23 protein-coding genes, 2 tRNA genes and 1 other RNA gene are annotated in these 25,933 nt (G+C 70.3%); 14 read left to right on the forward strand and 12 right to left on the reverse strand.

Annotation, left to right across the window (positions count from 1 at the left end):
- Positions 1 to 651, forward strand: coding sequence for an FMN-binding negative transcriptional regulator (locus Q0P88_RS03270; RefSeq protein ID WP_295011013.1), 651 nt, complete (start codon positions 1 to 3; stop codon positions 649 to 651).
- Positions 648 to 2,153: an amidohydrolase gene (locus Q0P88_RS03275; protein WP_295011015.1), complete on the forward strand. Its 1,506-nt coding sequence runs from the start codon at positions 648 to 650 to the stop codon at positions 2,151 to 2,153. The genes Q0P88_RS03270 and Q0P88_RS03275 overlap by 4 nt, the downstream gene beginning before the upstream one ends.
- Before the next feature lie 57 nt (positions 2,154 to 2,210).
- Here the strand turns inward: Q0P88_RS03275 and Q0P88_RS03280 are convergent, their stop codons facing one another.
- Positions 2,211 to 2,696, reverse strand: coding sequence for a Dps family protein (locus Q0P88_RS03280; RefSeq protein WP_295011017.1), 486 nt, complete (start codon positions 2,694 to 2,696; stop codon positions 2,211 to 2,213).
- Between the two features lie 191 nt (positions 2,697 to 2,887).
- On the opposite strand from Q0P88_RS03280, the gene Q0P88_RS03285 reads away from it, so the two are divergent.
- Together Q0P88_RS03285 and Q0P88_RS03290 are read left to right on the forward strand one after the other, a co-directional pair.
- Positions 2,888 to 4,996 (forward strand): acyltransferase family protein, encoded by a 2,109-nt coding sequence (locus Q0P88_RS03285; protein WP_295011019.1) that lies wholly within the window; start codon positions 2,888 to 2,890, stop codon positions 4,994 to 4,996.
- A 28-nt stretch (positions 4,997 to 5,024) separates the two neighbouring features.
- On the forward strand, positions 5,025 to 5,555 hold the full coding sequence (locus Q0P88_RS03290) for a gamma carbonic anhydrase family protein (RefSeq protein WP_295011021.1): 531 nt from the start codon (positions 5,025 to 5,027) through the stop codon (positions 5,553 to 5,555).
- A gap of 15 nt (positions 5,556 to 5,570) precedes the next feature.
- Here Q0P88_RS03290 and Q0P88_RS03295 read toward each other — a convergent pair.
- A tRNA-Ile gene (locus tag Q0P88_RS03295) sits at positions 5,571 to 5,644 on the reverse strand.
- A 208-nt stretch (positions 5,645 to 5,852) separates the two neighbouring features.
- Here Q0P88_RS03295 and Q0P88_RS03300 point away from each other — a divergent pair.
- Complete coding sequence (locus Q0P88_RS03300; RefSeq protein ID WP_295011023.1) at positions 5,853 to 6,017, forward strand: hypothetical protein; 165 nt, start codon at positions 5,853 to 5,855, stop codon at positions 6,015 to 6,017.
- 117 nt (positions 6,018 to 6,134) lie between these two features.
- Here Q0P88_RS03300 and Q0P88_RS03305 read toward each other — a convergent pair whose 3' ends face one another.
- Entirely contained in the window at positions 6,135 to 7,397 is a 1,263-nt protein-coding gene (locus Q0P88_RS03305; protein ID WP_295011025.1) for an alpha/beta fold hydrolase, read from the reverse strand.
- Complete coding sequence (locus Q0P88_RS03310) at positions 7,397 to 9,397, reverse strand: DUF262 domain-containing protein (RefSeq protein WP_295011027.1); 2,001 nt, start codon at positions 9,395 to 9,397, stop codon at positions 7,397 to 7,399. Before Q0P88_RS03310 ends, Q0P88_RS03305 begins: the two co-directional genes overlap by 1 nt.
- 175 nt (positions 9,398 to 9,572) lie before the next feature.
- On the opposite strand from Q0P88_RS03310, the gene Q0P88_RS03315 reads away from it, so the two are divergent.
- Together Q0P88_RS03315 and Q0P88_RS03320 are read left to right on the forward strand one after the other, a co-directional pair.
- Entirely contained in the window at positions 9,573 to 10,346 is a 774-nt protein-coding gene (locus Q0P88_RS03315) for a hypothetical protein (RefSeq protein ID WP_295011029.1), read from the forward strand.
- A 296-nt stretch (positions 10,347 to 10,642) separates the two neighbouring features.
- Positions 10,643 to 11,146 carry a DUF3145 domain-containing protein gene (locus Q0P88_RS03320; RefSeq protein ID WP_295011031.1) on the forward strand — a complete coding sequence of 168 codons (504 nt, stop codon included), beginning with the start codon at positions 10,643 to 10,645 and terminating at the stop codon, positions 11,144 to 11,146.
- Between the two features lie 224 nt (positions 11,147 to 11,370).
- Here the strand turns inward: Q0P88_RS03320 and Q0P88_RS03325 are convergent, their stop codons facing one another.
- From Q0P88_RS03325 to aceE, 6 genes are all read right to left on the reverse strand, one after another.
- Positions 11,371 to 12,612: a beta-ketoacyl synthase gene (locus Q0P88_RS03325; RefSeq protein ID WP_295011033.1), complete on the reverse strand. Its 1,242-nt coding sequence runs from the start codon at positions 12,610 to 12,612 to the stop codon at positions 11,371 to 11,373.
- 136 nt (positions 12,613 to 12,748) lie between these two features.
- Complete coding sequence (locus tag Q0P88_RS03330; RefSeq protein ID WP_045250084.1) at positions 12,749 to 12,997, reverse strand: acyl carrier protein; 249 nt, start codon at positions 12,995 to 12,997, stop codon at positions 12,749 to 12,751.
- 84 nt (positions 12,998 to 13,081) lie between these two features.
- Positions 13,082 to 14,080 (reverse strand): beta-ketoacyl-ACP synthase III, encoded by a 999-nt coding sequence (locus Q0P88_RS03335; RefSeq protein WP_295011036.1) that lies wholly within the window; start codon positions 14,078 to 14,080, stop codon positions 13,082 to 13,084.
- Positions 14,077 to 15,000, reverse strand: coding sequence for an ACP S-malonyltransferase (locus Q0P88_RS03340; RefSeq protein ID WP_295011038.1), 924 nt, complete (start codon positions 14,998 to 15,000; stop codon positions 14,077 to 14,079). The genes Q0P88_RS03335 and Q0P88_RS03340 overlap by 4 nt, the downstream gene beginning before the upstream one ends.
- A 139-nt stretch (positions 15,001 to 15,139) precedes the next feature.
- A complete protein-coding gene (locus tag Q0P88_RS03345; RefSeq protein WP_295011041.1) occupies positions 15,140 to 16,375 on the reverse strand; it encodes a CdaR family transcriptional regulator in 1,236 nt (411 codons plus the stop codon).
- A 13-nt stretch (positions 16,376 to 16,388) separates the two neighbouring features.
- Positions 16,389 to 19,115, reverse strand: a complete 2,727-nt coding sequence (gene aceE, locus Q0P88_RS03350; protein WP_295011044.1) for a pyruvate dehydrogenase (acetyl-transferring), homodimeric type — start codon at positions 19,113 to 19,115, stop codon at positions 16,389 to 16,391.
- A 179-nt stretch (positions 19,116 to 19,294) separates the two neighbouring features.
- On the opposite strand from aceE, the gene Q0P88_RS03355 reads away from it, so the two are divergent.
- The 4 genes from Q0P88_RS03355 to Q0P88_RS03370 all read left to right on the forward strand — a co-directional run bounded on the left by Q0P88_RS03355 (position 19,295) and on the right by Q0P88_RS03370 (position 21,703).
- Positions 19,295 to 19,367 (forward strand) — tRNA-Val (locus tag Q0P88_RS03355).
- Positions 19,368 to 19,397: 30 nt separating this feature from the next.
- The gene (locus tag Q0P88_RS03360) at positions 19,398 to 20,528 is read left to right on the forward strand and encodes an aminotransferase class V-fold PLP-dependent enzyme (protein ID WP_295011046.1); all 1,131 of its coding nucleotides are present in this window, start codon (positions 19,398 to 19,400) and stop codon (positions 20,526 to 20,528) included.
- Positions 20,525 to 20,914, forward strand: a complete 390-nt coding sequence (locus Q0P88_RS03365) for a YchJ family protein (RefSeq protein ID WP_295011048.1) — start codon at positions 20,525 to 20,527, stop codon at positions 20,912 to 20,914. The genes Q0P88_RS03360 and Q0P88_RS03365 overlap by 4 nt, the downstream gene beginning before the upstream one ends.
- Before the next feature lie 36 nt (positions 20,915 to 20,950).
- Positions 20,951 to 21,703, forward strand: a complete 753-nt coding sequence (locus Q0P88_RS03370) for a zinc ribbon domain-containing protein (protein WP_295011050.1) — start codon at positions 20,951 to 20,953, stop codon at positions 21,701 to 21,703.
- Between the two features lie 18 nt (positions 21,704 to 21,721).
- Here Q0P88_RS03370 and Q0P88_RS03375 read toward each other — a convergent pair whose 3' ends face one another.
- Positions 21,722 to 22,558 (reverse strand): aldo/keto reductase, encoded by an 837-nt coding sequence (locus Q0P88_RS03375; RefSeq protein ID WP_295011052.1) that lies wholly within the window; start codon positions 22,556 to 22,558, stop codon positions 21,722 to 21,724.
- Between the two features lie 129 nt (positions 22,559 to 22,687).
- Between Q0P88_RS03375 and Q0P88_RS03380 the strand changes: the two genes are divergently transcribed.
- Both Q0P88_RS03380 and rnpB read left to right on the forward strand, forming a co-directional pair.
- Positions 22,688 to 24,409 carry a bifunctional 3'-5' exonuclease/DNA polymerase gene (locus Q0P88_RS03380; protein WP_295011055.1) on the forward strand — a complete coding sequence of 574 codons (1,722 nt, stop codon included), beginning with the start codon at positions 22,688 to 22,690 and terminating at the stop codon, positions 24,407 to 24,409.
- 12 nt (positions 24,410 to 24,421) lie between these two features.
- An RNA gene (gene rnpB, locus Q0P88_RS03385) (RNase P RNA component class A) lies at positions 24,422 to 24,794 on the forward strand.
- Positions 24,795 to 24,872: 78 nt separating this feature from the next.
- On the opposite strand, the gene ppgK is transcribed toward rnpB, so the two are convergent.
- Positions 24,873 to 25,616, reverse strand: a complete 744-nt coding sequence (ppgK, locus tag Q0P88_RS03390) for a polyphosphate--glucose phosphotransferase (protein WP_295011056.1) — start codon at positions 25,614 to 25,616, stop codon at positions 24,873 to 24,875.
- A gap of 66 nt (positions 25,617 to 25,682) precedes the next feature.
- On the opposite strand from ppgK, the gene Q0P88_RS03395 reads away from it, so the two are divergent.
- Positions 25,683 to 25,928, forward strand: a complete 246-nt coding sequence (locus tag Q0P88_RS03395) for an SPOR domain-containing protein (RefSeq protein WP_295011058.1) — start codon at positions 25,683 to 25,685, stop codon at positions 25,926 to 25,928.
- Positions 25,929 to 25,933: the final 5 nt, after the last annotated feature.

Genomic DNA, 25,933 nt, shown 5'->3' on the forward strand with positions numbered 1-25,933 from the left:
ATGCGTCAGAACCCGAGCTTCGCCCTCACCGATCTCGCCGAGATCCGCCGCGTGATCGCGGAGAACCCCTGGGCGACGCTCGTCGGGCGGGACGCGGACGGCATGACGGCCTCGCACTACGCGGTGCTGCTCGACCCCGATCGTGACGACCTGTCGATCGTGGCGCACGTCGGACGTCCCGATGATCTCGTGCTCGGGCTGGGGGAGCAGGAGCTGCTGGTCGTCTTCCAGGGGCCTCACGGCTACATCTCCCCGGGCTGGTACGGCGACGTCGCCGCGGTACCCACGTGGAACTACGTCGCCGTGCACCTCTCCGGCGTCCCGCAGCTGCTGGACTCCGCGGAGAACCTGCGCGTGCTCGACCACCTCGTCGCGCACTTCGAGGCGCCCCGGGACGACCCGCGTGGCATGTGGACGCCCCCGAACGACGAGGCGTTCGTCCGACGGATGGAGGCGGGGACGATCGGCTTCCGATTGACGCCCACCCGGGTCGTCGCCAAGCGCAAGCTCAGCCAGAACAAGGCCGACGACGTGATCGAGAACGTCATCCTGAATCTGCGGGGCGACGGCGTCTACGCTGACGGCAGGTTGGCCGACGAGATGCAGCGCGCGCACGACGCCCGCCTCGCTGCGCGGGGGATCGGGGCGTGACCGCGGGGATCGGGTCGGATGTCACGGTCATCCGGGGTGCGCGCATCGCCACCGGCGCCCGGCGTCTGCTGGCGATCGACGGTCCCGTCGACGTGACGGTGCAGGCGGGGCGGATCGCCGACGTCGCGCCTGCCGGCGCGCTGCGTGTCGAGGGGGAGACGCTCGACGGAGACGGCGCCTGGCTGCTCCCCGGGCTCTGGGATCATCACGTGCACACCGTGCAATGGGCGCTCGCGGCGCAGCGCGTCGACCTCTCAGGCGCCGGCAGCGCCGCGGAGGCGGCCGCGCTCATGGCCGGGGCGCCGGTTCTCGGGGACGGACGCCGCGTCGGAGCGGGATTCCGGGACGTGCGCTGGGGGGACCGCCCTGACCTCGCGATGCTCGACGAGCGCACCGGTGAGACCCCGACCTACCTCATCAACGCCGACGTGCACAGCGTGTGGATGAACGGCGCGGCCTTCCGTCGGGAGGGGTTCGCGGCGCCGACCGACGGAGTGCTCCGCGAGGAGGATGCGTTCGAGATCTCCCGTCGACTCAACGCGGCCGATCACGGCGTCGCCGACGCCGCCGTGGCCGCAGCGGCGCGCCGTGCCGCCGCGCGGGGAGTGGTCGGACTCGTCGACTTCGACATGGCCTGGAACGCCGAGGCGTGGGCGCGCCGGCTCGGGGCGGGCTTCGACAGCCACCGGGTCGAGTTCGCGGTCTACCCGCACGATCTGGATCGCGCGATCTCCGAAGGCCTCGTGACGGGGGACCCGATCCCCGAGGATCCGCACGGTCTCGTCCGGATGGGGCCGCTGAAGATCATCTCGGACGGTTCCCTGGGCACGCGCACCGCCGCCGTGAGCCACGGCTACGCCGACGACCCGCACAACCACGGCGTGATGACCGTGTCGCCGGCGCGGTTGCAGGAGCTCCTGCTGCGCGCGACGGGTGCGGGACTCGGGATCGCGCTGCACGCGATCGGCGACACCGCCGTGACCGCGGCGCTCGACGCGTTCACGCTCACGGGGGCGCGGGGCACGATCGAGCACGCTCAGCTCGTGCGGCACGGCGACCTCGCGCGGTTCGCCCGACTGGGGGTCGCGGCGAGCGTCCAGCCGCAGCACGCCCTCGACGATCGCGATGCGGCCGACGAGCTCTGGGCGGATCAGACGGCGCTCGTGTATCCGCTGGCATCCCTGCATCGCGCCGGGGCCACGCTCCGTTTCGGATCCGACGCCCCGGTCGCCGCGCTCGATCCCTGGCACGCGATCTCCGCCGCCGTGCACCGCACGGACGACGGTCGTGCGCCGTGGCGTCCGGAGGAGCGTCTGGATGCGGCGACGGCGATCGCGGCCAGCACGCACGGCGGGACGACCGGAGAGGCGGACGTCCTGCCCGGCGGCGCGGCCGACCTCGTGCTCGTCGACGCGGATCCGTCCGCCGCCGATGCCGCCACCCTGCGTCGCATGCCCGTCCGGGCGACGCTGGTCGGCGGACGGCTGACGCACCTGGGCTGAACCTCGCCGGAGACGACGAAGGCGCCCGACCGCTGCGGTCGGGCGCCTTCGAACGGGTCAGGCCGCGATGTGCGACACGAGGAACCAGCGGTCCTTCTCGAGGCCGCGCTGGATCTCGATCGCGACGTCCTGGCTGGTGAGGTCGATCTCGTCGAGGCCCTCGACAGCGGCCTTGACGTGGGCGATGACCTCGTCGATGTCCGCGATCACGGCCCGGACGAGCTCGTCCGACTTCGTGAAGCCGGCGGGGACGTGGGTGGCGCCGACCTTCTCGGCGACCGTCGACAGGCGGGCATCGATCGGCAGGCCGAGGGCGACGATGCGCTCCGCGGCGGTGTCGGCGAAGTCGCCGGCGTGCTCCACGATCGTGTCGAGCAGCTCGTGCACGCCCACGAAGTTGGCCCCGCGCACGTGCCAGTGCGCCTGCTTGCCGTTGACCGTGAGGGCTTCGAGGCCGAGCACGACAGGAGTCAGGAACTGGGCCGCCCCCGCGGCGACGGTCGGGTCGACGGAGGTGGCGGTGGTGGTCTCAGCATTGCTCATGGAGTCTCCTCGAGTCGTCGGAACGTGTGGCTTACCTCAACGTTACTCGGCAGGTTTTGTTCCGCAAGCAAGCTGAGGCAACGCTAACTCGCAGGTCACGGGCTGTTTCGGTGAGCCTCGCCTCAGACCTCGGCCGCGCGGGTCCGCGTGGGCGATCGGGCCGGAACAGGGATCCGGGATAGGTTCGTCTGGTGGCATCTGCAGGCAACATCTCCCGAGCGGCGCTGCGCGGCTCCCGTACGTCCGCGGCGGCCAAGGTCGGCTCCGGCTTCATCCCGCACGTGCAGGGTCTGCGCGCGATCGCCGTGCTCGCGGTCGTGCTCTACCACTTCTGGCCGGGCAGGCTCACCGGCGGGTATGTCGGCGTCGACATCTTCTTCGTCATCTCGGGCTTCCTCATCACCGCGCATCTGGCCCGTGAGCTGACATCCACGGGCTCGGTGAAGCTCGGGCAGTTCTGGGCCCGACGTGCCCGTCGCCTGCTGCCCGCCTCGCTGCTCGTGCTGCTGTTCTGCGCGATCGTCGCGGCGATCCCCGTGCTCTCCCCGCTCTCGCAGCTCCCGGCCGAGCTCAAGGAGATCGTCGCCTCGACGTTCTACGTGGAGAACTGGTATCTCGCCCTCGACTCCGCCGACTACCTCGCCCACTCGGGCGACCCGACCATGGTGCAGCACTACTGGTCGCTCTCGCTCGAGGAGCAGTTCTACATGCTCTGGCCGCTCATCATGCTGCTGGCGGCATGGATCGCGGTCAAGTTCTTCCGCGGGTCGCGCCTGCGCGCCGCCGCCGTGGCGATCGGCGTGGTCTCCATCGCGTCCTTCGTCTTCTGCGTCGTCTTCACCCTGACCAATCCCGCGCCGGCCTACTTCGTGACGTTCGGTCGGATGTGGCAGTTCGGGGTCGGTGCGCTGCTCGCGCTCGTCCCGCGACTGCGGATCCGCAACGCGGTCGGGAGCTTCGTGCTCGGCTGGCTCGGCATCATCGTGCTGCTGGTCGTGATCTACCGCTTCGACGGGCAGACGCCGTTCCCCGGCTACATGGCCGCCCTTCCCACGCTCGCGGCGGGCGCCGTGATCGCCGCCTCCAACACCGATCGCTGGTGGTACCCGACACGGATTCTCGCCATCCGGCCGATGCGGTTCACGGGAGACATCTCGTACAGCCTCTATCTGTGGCACTGGCCGCTCATCATCATCGCGCCCTCCGTGCCGTTCTGGGGGCTCACGATCTACCATCGTGTCGCGCTCGTCGCGATCTGCTTCGTGCTCGCCTGGCTCACCAAGCGCTTCGTTGAGGATCCGGTGCGCACCTGGAAGCCCCTCACGGCGCGTCGTCCCAGGGTCTCGCTGTGGGCGGCACTGGCCGCGATGGTCGTCGTCGCCGGTGTGGCCGGCGGCGGATGGGTCGCGAACGCGTCGACGTACGACGAGGGCGTGCAGGCGATCGCGCAGCTCCGCGCGGATCCGCCTCCCTGCTTCGGCGCCGCGGTCGTGCTCGACGCGTCCTGCGCGGGGACGAAGACGGCCGAGATCCTGCCCGCTCCTGGCTTCGCCGGGGTGGACCGTCCGAGCGAGTCCGAGTGCTTCGTCCAGCTCAACGACGCCCGGGCGACCTCGTGCGAGTTCGGGTCGAAGGATCCGTCGGCGAAGCAGGTCGCGCTCATCGGCGACAGCCACGCCTTCCAGCTGCTTACGACCTTCCAGGGCATCGCCGAGCGCGAGGGGTGGCATCTCACGACGTACTTCAAGGGCGCGTGTCCGTGGAACACGACGCCGCTGAGCACCGGCGGGGCGTTCGGCGATGCGTGCACGCAGTACCGTCAGGCGGTCGCCCAGGAACTCGACAAGAAGCACTTCGACGTGATCTTCACGGCTGCGCTGTCCACGACGCCCTATTCGGCGGCGGGACACGACTCCGTAAGGGATGCGGCGGTCGCGGGCTATCGCGAGGCGTGGCGGATGCAGACCGCGAAGGGGACGCCGATCGTCACGGTCGTCGACAACCCCGTCTGGGAGACCGATCCGAACAAGTGCCTGCGCACCCGCGCGCAGAGCGCCTGCGTCGGAGCGCGCGCCGACGTGCTCACCGCGAAGGACCCGCTGCGGGAGGCCGCGGCGGGGGAGAAGGGCGTCACCCTGCTCGACTTCACCCGGGTGTTCTGCGACGACGAGACCTGTCGCACGGTCGTGGGCGGTGCCAACATCTACCGCGATCAGGACCATCTCACCGTGACCTTCGCCAATTCCCTCGCCCCGCAGTACACGGCGGCGCTCAAGGCCGCGATGGGTCTGACCGGCTGACCGGGCCTGCGCTCGTTAGAGTCGGAGGATGAGCGACGACGCCACGATCCTGTCCCTGCCCGGACGCACCCCGCGGATCCACGAGACCGCCTTCCTCGCGACCGGCGCGCGCGTCGTCGGCGGGGTGACGATCGGGGAGGGATCGAGCGTCTGGTACAACGCGGTGCTGCGGGCCGATTCCGACGCCATCACGATCGGCGAGGGCAGCAACGTGCAGGACAACGTCTCGGTGCACGTGGATCAGGGACACCCCGTGTGGATCGGTCGTGACGTCTCCGTCGGGCACAACGCGGTCGTGCACGGCTGCCGTATCGGCGACGGCTCGCTCATCGGCATGGGCGCGGTCGTGCTGTCGGGTGCGGTGATCGGATCCGAGTGCCTCATCGCCGGGGGCGCGCTCGTTCTCGGCGGCACGGAGGTGCCCGACGGTTCGCTCGTCGCCGGCGTCCCCGGGAAGGTGCGGCGCGCACTGACCGCGGAGGAGCGGCAGAAACTGAGGGAGAACGCGCGGATCTACCGCGAGCACACGCGCACCCACCGCGGCGCGGAGCCGGACTGAGCCGCAGTCGTCACGTGGGGCGGGCGGGACTTGAACCCGCGATCGTTGGGTTATGAGCCCACTGCCTTCACCAGCTTGGCCACCGCCCCGGACTTCCGAGGATACCGGTGCGCGGGCGCCCCTCCGACCGCGAGCGCGCGGTCTCGGCGCCGTCTCGGCGCTTCGTGGGCCGATATCGCCGTGCTCCTGGACCCTGCACAGAACGCCGCGTGGCGTCAAGCCCCTCTTCGTCGGTCGTACCGCTCGATACCGTGAACCGTGCCCTCACATCCGTGAACGGCACGGAAGGAGTCCGTCATGAACATCCTCTTCATCGTCATCGTCGTGATCGCCATCATCCTGGCCATCACCGGTGGCTTTGTGCAGTCGCTCAACTTCCTGCTCTGGGTGGGTCTGATCCTCCTGGTCCTGGCCGTGATCGCCTGGCTGATCCGGTCCATGACCGGGCGCCGCACCCCCTGACAGCAGGCGGAGGGAGAGGCGCGTCGTCCCCAGCGGACGCGCCGGAGGGCGACGGTCGGGCAGGCCGTCGCCCTCTTCTCGTCCTCGCGTCGGATTCCGGCTCGTCCCCGCCGAGGTTCAGCGGATCCGGCGATCAGTGGCGAGCGCGATGAGACGCTCGAGCACGCGTCCGGTGCGCAGGCCGTTGTGCTCGTGCTCGTTGGTGATCCAGAGCCGTACGTCCGGCAGCAGCTCCGCGGTCTCCAGCGAATACTCCAGCGGGACGTACACGTCGTTCACGTAGACGCTCGCTGCGCCGCGGGCGCCGGAGGAGGCCACCGCGGCGGGGTCGTAGATCGTCGGCCACGCGTGATCCGCGAGGGCCAGGGTCACATCGCGCCAGGGCTGGAATGCGGGGACGGTGCGCGTCCACTCCTCGCGCACGTGCTCCCCGGTGAAGAGCGTCGCGTCCTCGGCGAAGTCGGCGGGCTCCACGCGTTCCGCCGCCCACCGCGTGGCATGTCCGTTCGCATAGCTCGACTCGTGGAAGACGAAGTACAGCGGGTTGCGCCCGCCGAACGGCATCGCCGCGGCGAGGTCGTAGCGGAAGGCCTGCGACGTCGGATCCTGCTCCAGCAGCTGCCACAGCGTCTGCCAGCCGTCGTCGGTCCCCAACGCGGATCCGGCGGAGCGCAGGCGTGAGCGGGAGACGACCTCGCCGCTGGGCAGCACGATCCCTCCCGCGTCGGCGAGGTCGACCAGGCGGCGCATCCGATGCCGGTGCTCGGGGAAGCGCCGGTAATAGCGCTCCGAGGCGGCGCGCATCTTGTCGTAGCAGAGCGCGTAGACCTCGTCGGGGGATCGGGTGAGCGTGCTCAGCCCGCCCGTGATGTAGACGCGATCCAGGGAGGAGGCATCGGTCGAGAGATAGGCGAGCGTCGTGAACCCTCCGAACGACTGGCCGAGCACGTTCCAGGTCGCTGCGCCGAGGTGTTCCCGCATCGCCTCGCAGTCGCGCACGATCGCGTCGGCACGGAGGTGGGTGAGATGCTCTGCGACCGCCTCCGTGCCGTTCTCGAGAATCCCGTCTCCCACGGGGGTCGAACGACCGGTGCCCCGCTGATCGAGCATCACGACCCGGTACTCGGCGAGGGCCTGGTCCAGCCAGGACGGCGAGCCGGGGCTGTGGAACGCCCGGGGCGCCTCCGATCCCGGACCGCCCTGCAGGAACACGAGATAGGGCAGGTCCTCGCCTCCGGGGCGGGTCACGACGGAGGCGAACACGTCGATCGTCCGCGGATCCGTGGGATCCGACCAGACCAGCGGCACGGTCAGCGTGTGCTCTTCGAGCACCAGGTCCATCATCCGGCGGCGCAGCACCGGCTTCGCGATCACGGCCATCACATCACATTCCCGATGTAGGAGTACTTCACGAACACTTCTGCGGCGAGTCCGGACCGTTCCAGCAGTCCCTGGATCGCGCCCATCATGTACTTCGAGTCCCAGCCCATGTAGAGGAAGTGGTCCTCGTCGAGATCGTCCCACTGGCCCTTCCACGCCTTCGCCTCATAGATCGGGCCGCCGTGCTCGGCGCTGTACGCGAGGAGTGCCTCGCGCGTGTCGGTCCAGCCGCGCCGGAACACCCGGTTGAAGAGGTACTTGACGTCGTAGACCTCCCAGTGCTCTCCGCGGTACTCGACGTAGTCGAACTCGCGCTCCCAGCCGGTCGGGAAGCCGCGGCGCCGGACCGCGTCGAGGATCGGCGTCAGCCCGTCGTCGTCGATCTCCCCCAGGTCGGGGCGTCGCCAGATCTGCACGAACGCGTCGGTGAGCGCGGCGGTGCGCTCGGCGATCGCGGCGGTGCCCCACGCGTCGAGGCCGGCGAGCGTCGCGTTCTCGGCGACGGCGCTGCGGCGATAGACCTCGCGCTTGTCGGGGAACGACGCCCCGTACACCCGCTCGGCGAGCGGTTGTTCGAGCAGGGTCAGATTCCCGAGCGTGCCGGCGAGAGCGCGGTGGCTGTTCTGCTCGTCCTCGGTGTAGTCGTTCCAGGCGCGCACGCCATCGCCGGTCCAGCCGTCGTGGGGCATCGGCGGTACGAGGTGCTCCACGTCGAAGCCGGACGGATCCGCGACCTGCTGGATCCGGCCGAGCACGTACGCCGCGTGCGGGAGATCGGTGAACTTGAGCGCGACGCGCACCCGCTCGTCCGACGGGGTGATCCGGGTGAAGGCCCGGCGCAGCGCGTCCGAGCCCTCCACGCGCGCGCGGCACAGCCGGGCGATCAGACGCTCGTTCGGCACGCCCACGATCGCGCGGCGCAGGAGCAGCGACTGGATGCGTTCGAGCGTCAGGATCAGCTCGTCCTTGTCGATCGCCCCTTGCTGATAGTCGCGGTACGCGCGGAGCACGAGCGGATAGGTCGAGCGTCCGAACGTGTTGACGTATGCGAGCTGGCGCCGGATCTCGGGGTCCTCTTCGCGGGACGGATCCAGCAGCACGCGATAGAGCTCCGAGAACTCGCGCCACCCGCGCGCGTGACGGTGCAGATCGTCGAGGCCGGTGAAGGGGAACTCCCGCCGGAACGCGCCATAGACGCCGTGCTCGCCGTCGACCGTGACCTCCCGCCCCGTGGCCATGATGAGCAGATGCCGCCAGAAGGCTCCGATCGCCTCGCCGGTGTTGCGTTCGATGGGCAGCCAGTAGTCGTTCTCCACCCGCTCCTGCTCGGCATGGGAGAGGCCCATGAGCACGTAGTTGTGGATCAGCTCGTGATCGCGCAGCGGTTCGCCCGTGGAGTTCAGGCTCTCGAAGATCTGCTGGGCGCTGGCCGCGGCCCCGAGCGTGATCGAGACGTGTTCGAGGCGCTTCAGCCCGCGCCAGATGTCCGCCGCCTCCTCCGGGTGCACCTGCGAGCGGAAGAAGGCGTAGTTGTCGTCGAAGCGCGATTCCCGGTCGAGGTCCTCACGCCGGTCCAGCACGACGGACTCGAACAGGTGCGCCCACGCCTCGTGCGGACGCAGGCGCGTGCGCCCGGGATCGTCGGCGCGGACGAGGACTCGACCGAGCTCTTCGGCGAGATCCGGATCCGCGTCGCGCACCGAGTGGTGCAGCGCCGCGATCAGCAGCATGAGGGTCGTGATCCGCTGCTGGCCGTCGATGAGGATGAGGTCGGCGTCGGGGTGCGCGTGGTCCTCCGCGGAGAGGATCGAACCGATGAAGTGCCGGTGCGTGTCGTCCTCGGCGGCGACGGCGCGGATGTCCGAGAGCAGCTTCTCGCATCCGCCGATGTCCCAGCGGTACTGCCGCTGATAGACCGGGACCACGATCGTGGTGGAGTCCTCGGAGAGCCACTCGATCGTGCTGACCGCGGTTGCCTCGACGTTCGTGGCCGTGCTCATGCTGCTGTGCTGCTCCTCGGATCGGTGGCGTGCGAGACCAGTCTATTTGCGGGGTCGGAGGCCGCATGGTTATTCACGGCGCCCCTCCGGAGCGCTCCGACCCCTCGATGTTAGGCTGTCCTAAGAAGGGCCTGTTAAAACGTGCTGGCCCCTTATGAAAGGACATGACTCGCTCATGGCATACATCAAGTCCGCCGCCCTCGAGGACAAGGGCTTCGTCGTCCTCGACAGCTACAACCAGGAGCTCGACCCCAAGGAGTGGCTCGACATCGAGTACAACGACTGGAAGTCCTCGGGCGACACCCGCTTCGCGCCGCTCGCCTCGGCCAAGGGCGAGATCGAGTGCAACGGCTTCTGGAACCACGTGCCCCCGCGCACGGACAAGGACGGCGTCTGGATCGAGTCGCAGACCGCCAAGGCCCCCAACCTCACGCGCCGCGCGCAGGAGCCGGGCGCGAACGTGGGCCGCTGCCGCGTCATCGAGCTGCAGCCGACGCCCTACGGCGAGTGCCTCTACAACCTGCACCAGGACGACAACAACCGCCTGAACCCCGACGGCACCGGCTGGGTCGTGCGCGGCTTCTTCAACCTCACCGACGACAAGGACAGCTACTTCGTCCTGCGCGAGAACCGCACCGACCCGAGCGTCGAGTACCGCATCGCGCTCCCCGCCGGCGCCCAGTTGATCGTCGACACCCAGCGCCTCTGGCACGCCGCCACCCACAACGGCACCGAGCCGCGGTACTGCCTCATCACGTCGTGGACGTCCGGCCCGGAGCTGGACGCGTACATCGAGAAGTACCACGGGACCCAGGACGTCGAGAACTACGAGGTCGCCCAGGAGATCCTCGACGCCGGCTACGAGGAGCAGGCGCGCCGGGACGCCGCCCGTGCCGCCTACTACGCCGCCAAGGGTCAGCAGGAGAAGATCGCTATGAGCGAGGCGTAAGCCTCCCGAGTTCGCTCCGCACGGGGTCCGTCCCCTCCTCGATGGGCCCTTCCGTCACGCAGTCTCGCCGCTCTTCGGGCGGCCCGCCAGGCCCGAACCAGCGTGACGGAGGGGCCCCATCGCTGCGCTGGGCACCATCCCGCGCCTGGGCGTGGAGCAGCGGGGCGGAGGGGAATCAAGTTACACACTTGTGATTCGGGCGCTCATCGGTGAGAATGGGGCGCATAAACGCATAGACGCCGTGCTTCGCGGATCAGGTCGTAGGGGAAGACGCACCTGATGAAACGGAGAAGACCATGGCGACAGCACAAGCACGTGGAGTGGTGTACATCCACTCCGCACCGCGCGCGCTCTGCCCGCACCTGGAGTGGGCGGTCGGCCGCGCCATCGGGCGCGCCGTCAACTTCGAATGGACGGAGCAGCCCGTGCTCGACGGCGCGCGGCGGGCGGAGTTCTACTGGGACGGCCCGGTGGGTACCGGTGCCGCGCTCGCGACCGCGATCCGCGGCTGGGAGCACCTGCGTTTCGAGGTCACCGAGGACCCCACACCGCGCAGCGACGGCGGGCGCTGGTTGCACACGCCCGATCTGGGCGTGCATTACGCGCAGACCGATGCGGCGGGAAACGTCGTCGTCGGTGAGGACCGGATCCGCTACGCGATGGAGATCTCGGCCGGGAGCATCGCGGAGCTGCAGCGCGAGCTGGACGTGGCTCTCGGCGCGGCATGGGACGAGGAGCTGGAGCCGTTCCGGCACGCCGGCGACGACGCGCGCGTCGTCTGGCTGCACAAGGTCGGGTAGGTCGAGGACTCGTGTCGCGTTCCGTCCCTCAGGCGGGGCGCGACACGAAGGGACGAGGATCGGAGGAGGCGCGACTATCGGGGGTCGGAGGGCAGGGTCCCGGAACCCGAGAAAGCGAATCCCCGGTCCGTCACCGGAGAGAACAACAGAAGATCACAACCGAAGAGAGGGGATCGCCCCGACGGCTCCGAGAACGGAGCCGTCGGGGCGATCTCGCGCAGGGTTCAGTCGTCGTAGGAGCGGAACGCCACGACAGCGTTGTGACCACCGAAGCCGAACGAGTTGCTGATCGCGATCTGAGGGCCCTCGCCGAGCGGCTGCGGTTCGACGGACAGCTTGAACGGCACCGCCGGATCCGGCTCGGTCATGTTGATCGTGGGCGGTGCCACACGGTCGCGCAGCGCGAGGATCGTGAAGACCGCCTCGAGCGCGCCGGTTCCGCCGAGCAGGTGCCCGGTCGACGCCTTGGTCGCCGAGACCGGGATCTCGTCGATCCGCGGGCCGAAGACGCTTTTGAGCGCCTCGTACTCGTTGGGGTCGCCGACCGGCGTCGAGGTGGCGTGCGCGTTGATGTGCGTGACCTCGTCGGGCCGGACCCCCGCCTGGGCGAGGGCCTGCTCCACGGCGCGGGTGGCTCCCGCTCCGCTGGGGTCATTGGCCGTGATGTGGTACGCATCGGCGGAGACGCCGCCGCCCACGATCTCGGCGTAGATCTTCGCCCCGCGGGCCAGGGCGTGCTCCAACGTCTCCAGCACGAGGGCCGCCCCGCCCTCGCCCATGACGAAGCCGTCACGGTCGATCGCACCGGGGCGGGAGGCGTGCTCCGGATCGTCGTTGCGGCGCGACAACGCCTGCGCGGAGGCGAACGCGGCCATCGTGATCGGGTGGATCGCGGACTCCGCGCCTCCGGCGATCACCACGTCGGCGAGACCGTCCTGCAGGTGCTCGTAGGCGTTCGCGATCGACTCCGTGCTCGAGGCGCAGGCGCTTACGACCGTGCGGGCGTAGGCCTTGGCGCCGAAGTGCAGCGAGAGGTTGCCCGCGCCGGCGTTCGGCATGAGCATCGGAACCGTCAGCGGCATGACGCGGCGGGGACCCTTCTCCCGCAGCGTGTCCCAGGCGTCGAGCAGGGTCCACAGGCCGCCGATCCCCGTCGCCCAGTCGATGCCGAGGCGCTCCGGGGCGACCTCGGGGGATCCCGCGTCCTCCCATGCCTCGCGCGCGGCGATGAGGGCGAACTGCACGGACGGGTCGAGGCGCTTGGCCTCGTGCCGCGGCAGGACCTCTTCCGGGCGCACCGACGCCTCTGCGGCGAAGGTCACGGGGAGCTGGTGCTCGGCGACCCAGTCGTGCGTGAGGGTGTGCGTGCCGGAGACACCGGCGAGCAGGTTCGCCCAGTTCTCCGGGGCGGTGCCGCCCAGGGCGGACGTGGCGCCGATGCCGGTGACGACGATGCGCTTGGTCATGCGTGGTTCCTTCTCAGGGAGGGGGTGTGCGCGGATCCTGCGACGGTGCCGCGGCGGCGTCGGAGATCAGGAGTCCGTGAAAGGGGGAGGCGGAGGATGCCACGCCCCGCGGGTGCGGGGGTGGCATCCACAGGTGTCACTCCTGGCCGGCGACGATGAAGTTCACGGCGTCACCGACGGTCTTGAGGTTCTTGACCTCGTCGTCGGGGATGGTCACGCCGAACTTCTCCTCCGCGTTGACGACGATCGTCATCATGGAGATGGAGTCGATGTCCAGGTCGTCGGTGAAAGACTTCTCCAGAGCGACCTCGGACGCGTCGATGCCGGTCTCGTCGGTGATGAGCTCTGCAAGGCCGGCGAGGACCTCGTCGTTGCTGAAAGCCATGATTTCCTCTTTCTATGGGATGGTTTCGGAACCGGAGAACAGTCTAGGAGGCGCCGCCGCCCGAACCAGGCGCGCCCCGCGCGGTCACGGCAGGACGACGACCTGCGCGCCGAACACGAGTCCGGCGCCGAAGCCGATCTGCAGGGCGAGGCCACCGCTCAGCTCCGGGTGCTCCTGGAGCAGGCGGTGGGTGGCCAGCGGGATCGAGGCGGCCGAGGTGTTCCCCGTCGTGGCGATGTCGCGCGCGATGACGGTCGTCTCGGGCAGCTTCAACTGCTTCGCGAACTCGTCGACGATGCGCATGTTCGCCTGGTGCGGGATGAACGCGGCGAGGTCCGAGGCCTCGATCCCGGCTTCCTCGAGCACCTTCTTCGCGACCTTCGCCATCTCCCAGACCGCCCAGCGGAAGACCGTCGGGCCGTCCTGACGCAGCGTCGGCCAGGGAGCCAGGCCGTCACGGAACTCGGTGAGGGTGTGGTTCATCCCGACGGCGTCGGACTTGGATCCGTCCGACCCCCACACGGTCGCGGAGATGCCGGGCGTGTCGCTCGGACCGATCACGACCGCCCCCGCGCCATCGCCGAGCAGGAAGGAGATGCTCCGATCGGTCGGATCGACGACGTCGGAGAGCTTCTCCGCGCCGATCACGAGGGCGTATCGCGCGGCGCCCGCCCGGATGAGCGCGTCCGCCTGGGCGACCGCGTAGGCGTAGCCCGCGCACGCGGCGTTGAGGTCGTACGCTGCCGCCGGGTTCGCGCCCACGCGGTCGGCGACGATCGCGGAGACCGACGGGGTCTGCTTGGGGTTGCTGATCGTCGCGACGATGACGAGATCGATGTCGGAGGGGGCGATCCCCGACTTCTCGATGGCCTCCGTCGCCGCGGCGGTGGACAGGTCGATCGCGTCGGTCTCGGGCACGGCCCTCGTGCGGGTGATGATGCCCGTGCGCTGGCGGATCCATTCGTCGCTCGAGTCGATCGGGCCGATCAGGTCCTCGTTGGGCACGGCGTTCTCGCCGCGCGCCGCGCCGACGGAGTAGATCCGGGTGTGCGCCGGCCCCGTGGCCTGCTTGAGCGTGGTCATGCGACTTCTCCGTTCTGCAGCAGCGCGACGGCTGCAGCAAGGTCTTCCGGGCCCTTCACCGCGACGGCGGGGACCCCGCGCAGGCCGCGCTTGGCCAGCCCGGTGAGCGCTCCGGCCGGCGTCAGCTCGACGAGACCGGTGATCCCGTGCTCGGCGAAGGACGCCATGCACAGGTCCCATCGCACGGGGGAGGAGACCTGGCTCACGAGGTTCGCGAGGGCGGTGGCGCCGTCGGTGAGGACCGAGCCGTCCTTGTTGGTCCAGAGCGGGATCCGCGGATCCGCGGGGGCGACGTCGGCGACCGCGGCGCGAAGCGCTTCGACGGCCGGGGCCATGTACGCCGTGTGGAACGCGCCCGCGACCTGCAGCGGGATCACCCGGGACCCCCGGACGGGGGCGTCGGCGAGTGCGGCGAGGGCGGGCAGAGCCCCGGCGGCCACGATCTGACCGCCACCGTTGTAGTTCGCGGGAGTGAGCCCGAGCTCGGCGAGCAGCGCGAGGACGGCCTCCTCGTCGCCGCCCACGACGGCACTCATGCCCGTGGGCGTCGCCGCGGCGGCATCGGCCATCGCCCGCCCGCGGATGCCGACCAGGCGCATCGCCTCGACGGCGGACACGACGCCCGCCCCCACGAGGGCGGCGAGCTCGCCCACCGAATGTCCGGCGATGCCGTCGGGGTCGCGGCCGACCTGGTCCCGCAGCGCCTTGCCGGCGATGAGCGAGGCGGCGACGATGAGCGGCTGCGCGATGCGGGTGTCGCGGATCGTGTCGGCATCGGAGACGGTGCCGTGCTGGATCAGATCCACCTCGGCGGCGTCGGAGTATGCGGCGAGATCGTCGGCGACGCCGTCGAGTTCGAGCCAGGGAGTCAGGAAGCCGGGGGTCTGAGAACCCTGTCCGGGGCAGGCGAAGACGATCACCTCCTCAGTCTGCCAATGATTCGCGGGAACCGGTGGCACAACCCTCACAAGAAACAGAGATTCGGTTGTGCGGGATCCACAGTGCGTCTGTCGACGCGCGGCGAGGAGGGGTCGAATCGCCGCGCGGCCGGGGGCCGGGTCAGCGCGGACGCCGCGGTCGCAGTCCCCGCCGGGCCGGCTCCGTGATCCCGATCGTGCCGAGGACGAGCGCGGTCTGCAGGATGAACGCCTCGCGCGGTCCAGTGGCATCCCAGCCGATGACCTCGCTGATGCGCTTGAGCCGGTAGCGCACGGTGTTGGGATGGACGAAGAGCTCCCGCGCGGTCGCTTCCAGGGAGCGTCCGTTGTCGAGGTAGCTCCACAGCGTTGTGACGAGGTCGGTGGAGTGATCGTGCAGCGGACGGAAGACGCGCTCGATGAGCGTCTGCTTCGCGAGGGGATCCCCGGCGATCGCGCGCTCCGGCAGCAGCTCGTCCGCATCCACCGGGCGCGGAGCTCCCCGCCACGCGCGGGCCACGGCGAAACCCGCCAGCGCCGCTCTCGCGCTCTGGCCCGCATCGACGAGTGCGGCGACGGCCGGGCCGACGACGACGTAGCCGGGCCCGAACGAGGGCTCCAGCGTCCGGGCGATGTCGGTGAAGGTGATCTCCTCCGGAGCACCCCCGTCCTCGCGCCCTTCGAGCTTGGCGCGGCCGACGACGAGGACGAGGCGGGAGCCCTGCACACCGATGAGCACGTCCACCGCGAGCTTGCGTGCGGTGCGGCGGATCTGATCGACGTCGAACTGGGGCGGCGTGGTCCCGACGATCACGCAGACCTCGCCGTGCCCGTGCCATCCCAGCGCGGCGATCCGGCTCGGGAGCTCCTCGTCGGCCTCACCGGTGAGGATCGAGTCGACGACCAGGGCTTCGAGGCGCGCGTCCCAGAGTCCTCTCGCCTCCGCGGCACGGGCGTACACGTCCGCGGCGGCGAACGCCACGTCGCGCGAGTAGAGCAGGATCGCGTCGCGGAGATGGCCGCCCTTGCCGGCCACGCGCTCCTCGGTCACTTCGACCGTGACGCGGATGAGCTGCAGCGTCTGCTGCAGGCTCACGCTGCGCAACAGCTCTCTCGGCGCGGCGGCGAAGATGTCCGCCGCGATCCACGGCGTCGAGGTCGGGTCGTCGTACCACTGGATGAACGACGTGATACCGGCCTGCGCCACCAGCCCGACGGCGGAGCGTCGGGCCGGTGGCATCTCGGCGTACCACGGCAGGGAGTCCTCGAGACGCTGCAGCGTCGCCGTGGCGAGATCGCCGGAGATCCGACGCAGCCACGCCAGGGTCTCCTGCTTGGTCGCCTCGGTCGTGCCGTCCATCTCGGAGGATCTGCTCATCGGCGGGCGCGGCTCAGCTCTCGCCGCCCGCGTTGCCGCTGGTGCCCGCGTTCACGTTGTACAGGTCGTACTTGGCGATCGCCTGGCCGACGACGGCGCGATCGATCTTGCCCTGATCGGCGAGCGCCTGCAGGGCGCGGACGACCATGGACGGACCGTCGATCTTGAAGAACCGCCGCGCCGCGGCGCGCGTGTCCGCGAAGCCGAAACCGTCGGCGCCGAGCGTGTAGTAGGCACCGGGGACCCACTGGCGGATCTGGTCCTGAACGGCGTGCATGTAGTCGCTGGTCGCGATGACCGGCCCCTGCGCGTCCTTGAGCCTGTCCGTGAGGTAGGCCGTGCGCGGCTCCTGCTCGGGGTGGAGGAAGTTGTGCTCGTCGGCGGCGAGACCGTCGCGGCGCAGCTCGTTCCAGCTCGTCACCGACCACACGTCGGCCGAGACGCCCCAGTCCTGCAGGAGCAGCCCCTGGGCCTCGACGGCCCACGGCACGCCGACGCCCGAGGCGAGCAGCTGCACGCGCTCACCGTCGCCCTCGCCGACCGAGATCCGGTGCAGACCCTTGAGGATGCCCTCGACGTCAACGTTCTCCGGCTCCGCGGGCTGACGCATCGGCTCGTTGTAGACCGTGAGGTAGTACATGACGTTGGGGTCCGGGTGGTCGCCGCCGTACATGCGCTCGATGCCGGCCTGCACGATGTGCGCGACCTCGTAGCCGTACGCCGCGTCGTAGACGAGCGTGGCGGGGTTGGTCGAGGCGAGCAGGGGGGAGTGGCCGTCCGCGTGCTGGGTGCCCTCACCGGTCAGGGTGGTGCGCCCGGCGGTGGCGCCGATGATGAACCCGCGGCCCATCTGGTCCCCGGCGGCCCAGAAGGCGTCGCCGGTGCGCTGGTACCCGAACATCGAGTAGAAGATGTAGATCGGGATGAGCGGCTGGCCGTGCGTCGAGTACGCCGTCGAGGTCGCGGTGAAGGCCGCGACAGCGCCCGCCTCGTTGATGCCCACGTGCATGAGCTGTCCCTGCGGGCTCTCCTTATAGGCGAGAAGCAGTTCCCGGTCGACCGAGGTGTAGTTCTGGCCGTTCGGGTTGTAGATCTTCGCCGTCGGGAAGTACGCGTCCATGCCGAAGGTGCGCGCCTCGTCGGGGATGATCGGGACGATCCGCTCGCCGAAGCCCTTGACCCGCATGAGGTCCTTGACCATGCGCACGAAGGCCATGGTCGTGGCGACCTCCTGGTTGCCGGAGCCCTTCTTCGGCAGCGCGTAATCCTTGTCCTGCGGCAGCTCCAGGTCGACGTGCGTGATCCGCCGCTCGGGCAGGAATCCGCCGAGGTCGCGACGGCGCTCCAGCATGTACTGGATCGTCTCGTCGTTCTCGCCCGGGTGGTAGTAGGGCGGGCGATAGGGGTCGGCCTCGAGCTGCGCGTCCGAGATCGGGATGTGCATGGTGTCGCGGAACAGCTTGAGGTCGTCCAGCGTCATCTTCTTCATCTGGTGGGTCGCGTTGCGGCCCTCGAAGTGCGGGCCGAGGCCGTAGCCCTTGACGGTCTTCGCGAGGATGACGGTCGGCTGACCCTTGTGCTCCATCGCCGCCTTGTAGGCCGCGTACACCTTGCGGTAGTCGTGCCCGCCCCGGCGGAGGTGCCAGATGTCGTCGTCGGAGTAGTCCTTCACCAGGGCGAGCGCGCGCTCGTCCCGGCCGAAGAAGTTCTCCCGCACGTAAGCGCCGGACTCTGCCTTGAAGGTCTGGAAGTCGCCGTCCGGGGTGACGTTCATGAGGTTGAGCAGCGCGCCCTCGGTGTCGCGGGCGAGCAGGTCGTCCCACTCCCGGCCCCACACCACCTTGATGACGTTCCAGCCGGCGCCGCGGAAGAAGCTCTCGAGCTCCTGCACGATCTTGCCGTTGCCGCGCACCGGGCCGTCGAGGCGCTGCAGGTTGCAGTTGATCACGAAGGTGAGGTTGTCCAGGCCCTCGTTCGCGGCCACCTGGAGCTGGCCGCGCGACTCGACCTCGTCCATCTCGCCGTCGCCGAGGAACGCCCACACGTGCGAGTCGGCGACGTCCTTGATGCCGCGGTTGGCGAGGTACTTGTTCGTCATCGCCTGGTAGATCGCGTTGATCGGTCCGAGACCCATCGACACCGTCGGGAACTGCCAGAACTCCGGCATCATCCGCGGGTGCGGGTAGGACGGCAGGCCGTTCGGCGCCCCCGACTTCTCCTGGCGGAACGCGTCGAGCTGCTGCTCGGTGATCCGGCCCTCGAGGAAGCCGCGGGCATACGCGCCGGGGGAGGCGTGGCCCTGGTAGAAGATCTGGTCGCCGCCGGAGGGATGGTCCTGGCCGCGGAAGAAGTGGTTGAAGCCGACCTCGTAGAGCGACGCGGCGGAGGCGTAGGTGGAGATGTGCCCGCCGACGCCGATGCCGGGGCGCTGCGCACGGTGCACCGTGACCGCCGCGTTCCAGCGGATCCAGTGACGATACCGGCGCTCGAGCTCCTCGTCGCCGGGGAACGCGGGCTCGTTCTCCGGCGCGATCGTGTTGATGTAGTCGGTGGTCGGGACCATCGGCACGCCGAGGTGCAGCTCCTTGGAGCGCTTCAGCAGGCTGAGCATGATCTCGCGGCCGCGTCCGTGGCCCTTCGCGTCGACCAGCTCGTCGAGCGACTGCTGCCACTCGCTGGTCTCTTCGGGATCGCTGTCGAGCGGTCCCTGGGAGTACGGATCCTGGTCGTGAACAGTCACAGGAGGCCTTTCGTCTGTCTGGCTGGTCGAGCCAACGAAATCGGGATGGCGCAGGGGGAAATCTTGTCGACTCCGCACAAGGCGCGCCGCACACAGCCTAGTCCCGATCCCGTGACGCCGGCGCACGGCGTCGGCGCGGTCCCGGTCCGTGCGCGGCCCGCCGCTAGACTTCCCGGCGAGGGCCTTTAGCTCAGCTGGTAGAGCGCCACGTTTACACCGTGGATGTCGTCGGTTCGATCCCGGCAGGGCCCACCGATTCCCTCTCCGTGCCAGGGTGGAGACATGGACCTTCCCCACGATGACGTCGATCCCGATGGTCTGCTCGAGTATTCGGTGGTGTTCACGGATCGCTCGCTGAACCACATGTCCGCACGCTTCGTCGACGCGATGCAGAGCCTGCAGGGCGATCTGCGCGCGGCATACGCCGCGACCGCGACGGCCATCGTGCCCGGGGGCGGCACGTACGCGATGGAGTCCGTCGCCCGGCAGTTCGCCACGGGACGACGCTGTCTGATCGTGCGCAACGGCCTGTTCTCGTACCGGTGGTCGCAGATCCTCGACGCGGGCGACATCACGCACGACGTCGTCGTGTGCGCGGCGCGACCGGACGGCGACGGTCCCGCGTCGGCGTGGGCCCCCGCTCCGATCGACGACGTGGTCGCCGCGATCCTCGCGCACCGTGCCGAGGTGGTCTTCGCGCCCCACGTCGAGACCGCGTCGGGGATCCTGCTCCCCGACGAGTACGTGAGGGCGCTCGCCGACGCCGTGCACGAGACGGGGGGACTGCTCGTCCTCGACGGGATCGCGTCCGGCGCGCTCTGGGTCGACATGGCCGCGCTCGGGGTCGACGTGCTGCTGAGCGCGCCGCAGAAGGGGTGGAGCGGATCGCCCGGCGCGGGATACGTGATGCTCGCCGAGGCCGGCATCCACGCGGTGCACGCGCGGACGTCGTCGAGCTTCGCGCTGGATCTGGAGCGCTGGCTCTTCATCGCGGAGGAGTACCGCGCGGGCAGGGCGCCGTATCACGCGACGATGCCCACCGATACGCTGCGGCACAATGCGCTTCTCTCCGCCGAGACGCGCGCTCGGGGGTTCGAGGAACTGCGGGCGGCGCAGTGGGATCTCGGCCGCAGGGTGCGGCTGCTGCTCGACGAGCGGGGATTCCGATCGGTCGCCGCCCACGGATTCCAGTCGCCGAGCGTCGCCGTGGTGCACACCACGGATCCTGGCTTGCGCAGCGGAGCGCGCTGGCGCGAGGCCGGGGTGCAGGTCGCCGCGGGCGTGCCGTTGCACTGCGGAGAGCCGGAGGGTTTCTCCACGTTCCGCATCGGCCTCTTCGGTCTCGACAAGCTCACCGACATCGATGGCACGGTCGAGCGGCTGGAGAGCGCGCTCGATCGGATGGGCGTGTGACCGCGACGGCATCCGGCCGCTGCCCGTGCGGGAGCGGCGACGTGCTCGGATCCTGCTGCGGTCCGATCCTCGACGGACGGCCCGCGCCGACCGCGGAGCGGCTGATGCGTTCCCGCTACTCCGCGTTCTCCCTCGGCGACGCCGCGTACCTCCTGAGGTCCTGGCACCCCTCCACGAGGCCCGCCGCACTGGACCTCGACGACGACGTCCGCTGGCTGAGGCTCGATGTCCTCGACGTCGAGCGTGGGGGCCCTTTCGACACGGACGGGGTCGTCGAGTTCGAAGCCGTCCACCGCGACGCGAGCGGTCGAGGTGTGCTGCACGAACGCAGCAGGTTCGTCCGCGAAGCAGGGCGCTGGTTCTACCTGGACGGCGTGACCGCCTGATCCCCGCCGCGGGCGCGCTGGCGTAGGTTGGATCCCGTGAAGGCCAACCCCGCGCACCAGCTGGTGCTTCTCGACATCGCCGACGTCGACCGCCGCATCGTGCAGTCCGAGTACACGCGCACGCATCCCGTGCACGGCGACCGGATCAACGAGCTCGCGGCACAGCGTCAGGGACAGCTGCGCGAGCTCACCGCGCTCGCGGGGACGCGCGATGACGTGGCCGCGGAGCTCGCGCGGCTCGAGTCGGACGCCGCGCTGGCCGCCCAGCGCCGGGACCGCGACGCGGAACGACTCGCCGCGACGCAGAATCCGAAGGACGCCGTCGCGCTCGAGCAGGAGATCGCCAGCCTGGGGCGCCGCATCAGCGACCTCGAGGATGCCGAGCTCGACATCATGGGGCGCCTGGAGGAGGCCGAGTCGGCGGTCTCCGCGCAGCAGGCGCTCATCGACGAGACGATGGCGGAGGGCTCGCGGCTGACGACGGAGTCCAAGGCGCAGATCGCCGCCGCGGTCGCGCAGGGCGAGCAGCTCGCCCGCGATCGTGCCGCCCTGATCGACTCGGTGTCGCCGTCCCTCCTCGCGGAGTACGAGCGGCGCTCGGGGCGCACCGCGGGCGCGGCGCTGCTGCGTCGAGGGACCTGCGAAGGGTGCCGCATGGTGCTCTCCGGCACCGATCTCAATACGATCCGCCAGGCCGCCGACGACGACGTGGTCTCCTGCCCGGAGTGCGGGTGCATCCTCGTGCGCACGGAGGAGTCCGGTCTGCGCAGCGCGCCGGTCGAAGACTGACCGACCGGCGCCGCGGACTCAGAGCTCTTCGTGGGTGCGCGGATCCGCCCCGAAGAGCCGGCCGTCCGGCACGCCCAGTGCGGTGATGGCCGCGACCTCGTCGGGCGTCAGAGGCACGCCCGACGCGATGAGGTTGAGCGCCTGATGCTCCGGGGTCGCCGCCTTCGGGATCGCCACCACTCCGCGCGAGGCGTGCCAGGCGAGCACCGCCTGTGCCGCGCTGATGCCGTGCGCCTGGGCGACGTCGACGATCACCGGGTCGTCCAGGATGTCCCCGGCGCGCCCGAGCGGACTCCAGGCCTCCGTGACGATGCCGTGCTTACGGTGATACTCGACCGCCTCCGTCTGCGGGAAGCGCGGGTGCAGCTCGATCTGGTTGACCACGGGGCGGACGCCCGTGGCGTCCTCGATGCGCTCCAGGTGCTCGGGGAGGAAGTTCGACACGCCGATCTGCCGCACCAGGCCGCGCTCGCGCGCGTCGATCAGCGCCCCCCACGCCTCGACGTAGTGATCGCGGCCGGGGTTCGGCCAGTGGATCAGGAGAAGGTCGATCGCGTCGACGCCGAGCCGGAAGCGGCTCTCCTCGATCGCGTCGAGCGCCTTGGCCCGCTCATGATGACGGCCCGCGAGCTTGGTCGTGACGATGAGCTCTGCGCGGTCGACCGCCGCACCCGAGACTCCCCATCCGACGGCGCCCTCGTTCTCGTAGTTGAACGCGGAGTCGATCAATCGATAGCCGGTCTCGATGCCGCTGCGCACGGCGAGCGCGCCGGCCTCTCCGCGGAAGCCGTAGGTGCCGAGGCCCTGGGCGGGCAGCGCGAATCCGTTGTGGGCGATGAAGGGCGATGCGGTCATGATGCTCCTCTCCGGTTCCTCCACGCTAACCCGCGGCGGTGACATCGCGGCGGGTTGGCGGAGCGCGGCGCGACACGCGCGGACGCATGCCGTCACGCGAGGTCATCGCCGCGGCGTACATTCGAAGACATGATCGAAACTCCGTCGCCGCACGAGATCCTGCTCGGGCGCGACGCGGCGCGCGGACGGTGGCACGCGGTGCTCCTGGACGTGTCCGGCGAGGAGATCGGGCGGGAGGCGATCGACGCCGACCGGCTGCCGGCCTTCGTAGCGGGCCAGGAGGCGCGGCGGCATCCGCGCTGGATCGTGCGGACGTTGCGGGACGTCTACCCGGAGCTGCTCGCCGCCGGCGTGCGCCTGCGGCGAGCCCACGACCTGCTCCTCTGCCACGCGATCCTCCGCGACACGACGGCCCTCGCGACGCCCGTCGCGGCCTCGTCGCGATGGATCCGCACCGATCCGCTCGCGGTCGTCGCCGCGGCGCCTGCGCTCTTCTCGCTGCAGGACGAGACCTCGGCGGCCGAAGGATCCGGGATCGACGAGCTGCTCGCCGAGCTCGGCCGGCAGCGGGCCGCCCTCGCGACGGCGCCCGACGGACGCCTCGCCCTCCTGTGCGTCGCGGAGTCGACCGGCGCGCTCGTCGCCGAGGAGATGACCGCGGCCGGCGTGCCGTGGAGCACCTCCGTGCACGAGGCCCTTCTCGTGGACGCCCTCGGCGCGCGTCCGCTGCCCGGGGCGCGTCCGGCGCGGATGGCGGCCCTCGCGGCGCAGATCGCAGAAGCGCTCGAGGATCCCACGGCGAATCCCGACAGCCCGCCGCGGCTGCTGCGGTCCCTGCGGCGCGCCGGGATCCTCGTGGAGTCGACCTCGCGCTGGGAGCTCGGCGAGGTCGATCACCCCGCGATCGCGCCGCTGCTGGCGTACAAGAAGCTGTCGCGCCTGTTCACGGCCAACGGCTGGGCGTGGTTGGCGGACTGGGTGCGCGAGGACCGGTTCCGCCCGGTCTATCTCACCGGCGGCGTGGTCACAGGCCGGTGGGCGTCGAGCGGGGGAGGTGCGCTGCAGATCCCGCGCAGCCTGCGTCCGGCGGTGCGCGCCGACGAGGGGTGGGTGCTCGTGTGCGCCGACGTCGCCCAGCTGGAGCCGCGCGTGCTCGCGGCGATGTCGAAGGACGCGGCGATGGCCGCCGCAGCACGGGGCACCGATCTGTACGAGGGGATCGTGCGTTCGGGAGCCGTGAAGACGCGGCAGGAGGCGAAGTACGCCGTGCTGGGCGCGATGTACGGGGCCACGACGGTTCCCAGCGGCATGCTGGCGCCGCGCCTGCGCGGGGTGTTCCCCCGGGCGATGGCGCTCGTGGATGCGGCCGCGCGGACGGGCGAGGACGGGGGTGTGGTCTCGACGCTGCTCGGACGGGGATCGCCGCGGCCCGATGCGGCGTGGAGCGCCGCGCAGTCGCGGGCGAGCGATCCGGAGGCCGACGGCACCGACGAGCGCGCGGCGCGCGGCCGGGCGCGGGATCGCGGACGCTTCACGCGCAACTTCGTGGTGCAGGGCACCGCTGCGGAGTGGTCGCTGCTGTGGCTGGCCGAGATCCGTCACCGCCTGTCCGCGCTGCCGGAAGCGCTCGTCCCGGCGGGACGCTCCGGTCCCGTGTTCTCGCGCCATGCCCATCTCGCGTTCTTCCTGCACGACGAGGTCATCGTGCACGCCCCGGCCGAGCAGGCGGCGGAGGCGGCGCGGTGCGTGCAGGAGGCGGCGGAGGCGGCCACGCGGCGGCTGTTCCCCGGATTCGAGATCGACGTCCCGTTGGACCTGCGCATCGCTCAGGACGCAGGCAAGGACTCGTAGAATGGATCCGAACGGGTCGGCTGGACGGTCGCGTGGCGGGAGACCGCACCGAGGAACGTCCGGGCTCCACAGAGCGGGGCGGTGGGTAACGCCCACCCGGAGCAATCCGCGAGACAGTGCCACAGAGAGAAGACCGCCGCGTCCTGCGAGGGCGCGGTAAGGGTGAAAGGGTGGTGTAAGAGACCACCGGGAGCCGTGGTGACACGGCTCGCCAGGTAAACCTCGCCCGGAGCAAGGCCAGACAGGGGATGCCGACGCGGCTCGCCGAGTCCCCGGGTAGGCCGCTGGAGCGGCGCGGCAACGCGTCGCCGAGAGAGATGACCGTCGAAGGGAGCCCTCGAGAGAGGCCCCGGAACAGAACCCGGCGTACAGGCCGGCCCGTTCCTCACACGAAGAGGCCCGGATCCCCACGGATCCGGGCCTCTTCGTGGATGTCGCCGCTGCGGGCGAGGATCGAGGCGGCTCAGTCGGCGGCGAGCGAGGCCGCCCCGATGATGCCGGAGGAGTTGCGGTGGATGGCCGCGACGATGGGCGTGTTCAGCTCCAGCAGGGGCAGGAACTTCTCGGGGTGCTTGGACACCCCGCCGCCGACGACGAACAGGTCGGGGCTGAAGAGGAACTCGACGTGCGAGTAGAACTCCTGCAGGCGCGCCGACCAGTCCTCCCACGAGAGGTTCTCCCGCTCCATCGCCGAATAGGCGCACCACTTCTCGATGGACTCGTGATCGCGCCACAGGTGGCCGAGCTCGGTGTTCGGCAGGAGCACCCCGTCGTAGAGGAACGCGGAGCCGATGCCGGTTCCGAGCGTGGTGAGGATCGTCAGGCCCTGCGCGTCCCTCGCGGCGCCGTGGCGGCTCTCGGCGATGCCGGCCGCGTCCGCGTCGTTCACGAAGGCGATCTGGCGACCGAGGCCGTCCTCGAAGAACTTCTCGGCCTCGAAGCCGATCCAGTCCTTCGAGACGTTGGCGGCGGAGAGGGTGCGACCGCGCTTGACGATCGCCGGGAAGGCGACCCCCAGCGGGAGGTCGGAGTCCTCCAGCCCGAGCGTGGAGAGCACCTGCTTGACCGCGTCGAGCACATCGGACGGTGCGGCGCCCTGGGGCGTGGGGACGCGGATCCGATCCGATTCGAGGGTCCCGTGCGCGAGGTCGACCAGACCCGCCTTGATGCCCGTTCCGCCGATGTCCACGCCGATCGCTTTTGCCATGGTGACAGCCTATCGAGCCATCGCGCGGCCAGTAGGATCGTGACAGGCCACCCTGGAGGAGACGCGATGAGCGACACGCAGCACGACGACCGGTACGACGGCGAGGACTTCGGCGACGACAAGTACTGGTTCAACAGCAAGACCGGACAGGTGGAGCACGGAATGCTCTCCTCGTCGCTCGATCGCATCGGGCCGTTCGACACGGCCGAGGAGGCCGCCCGAGCTCCGCACGTGCTCCGCGAGCGCTCCCGGCTGTGGGCCGAGGAGGACGCCGCCGAGGACAACTGGGGCGGTGCGGGCGGCGCGCAGTGAGCGGG

The sequence above is a fragment of the uncultured Microbacterium sp. genome (assembly GCF_945952435.1).
Taxonomy (GTDB): Bacteria; Actinomycetota; Actinomycetes; order Actinomycetales; family Microbacteriaceae; genus Microbacterium.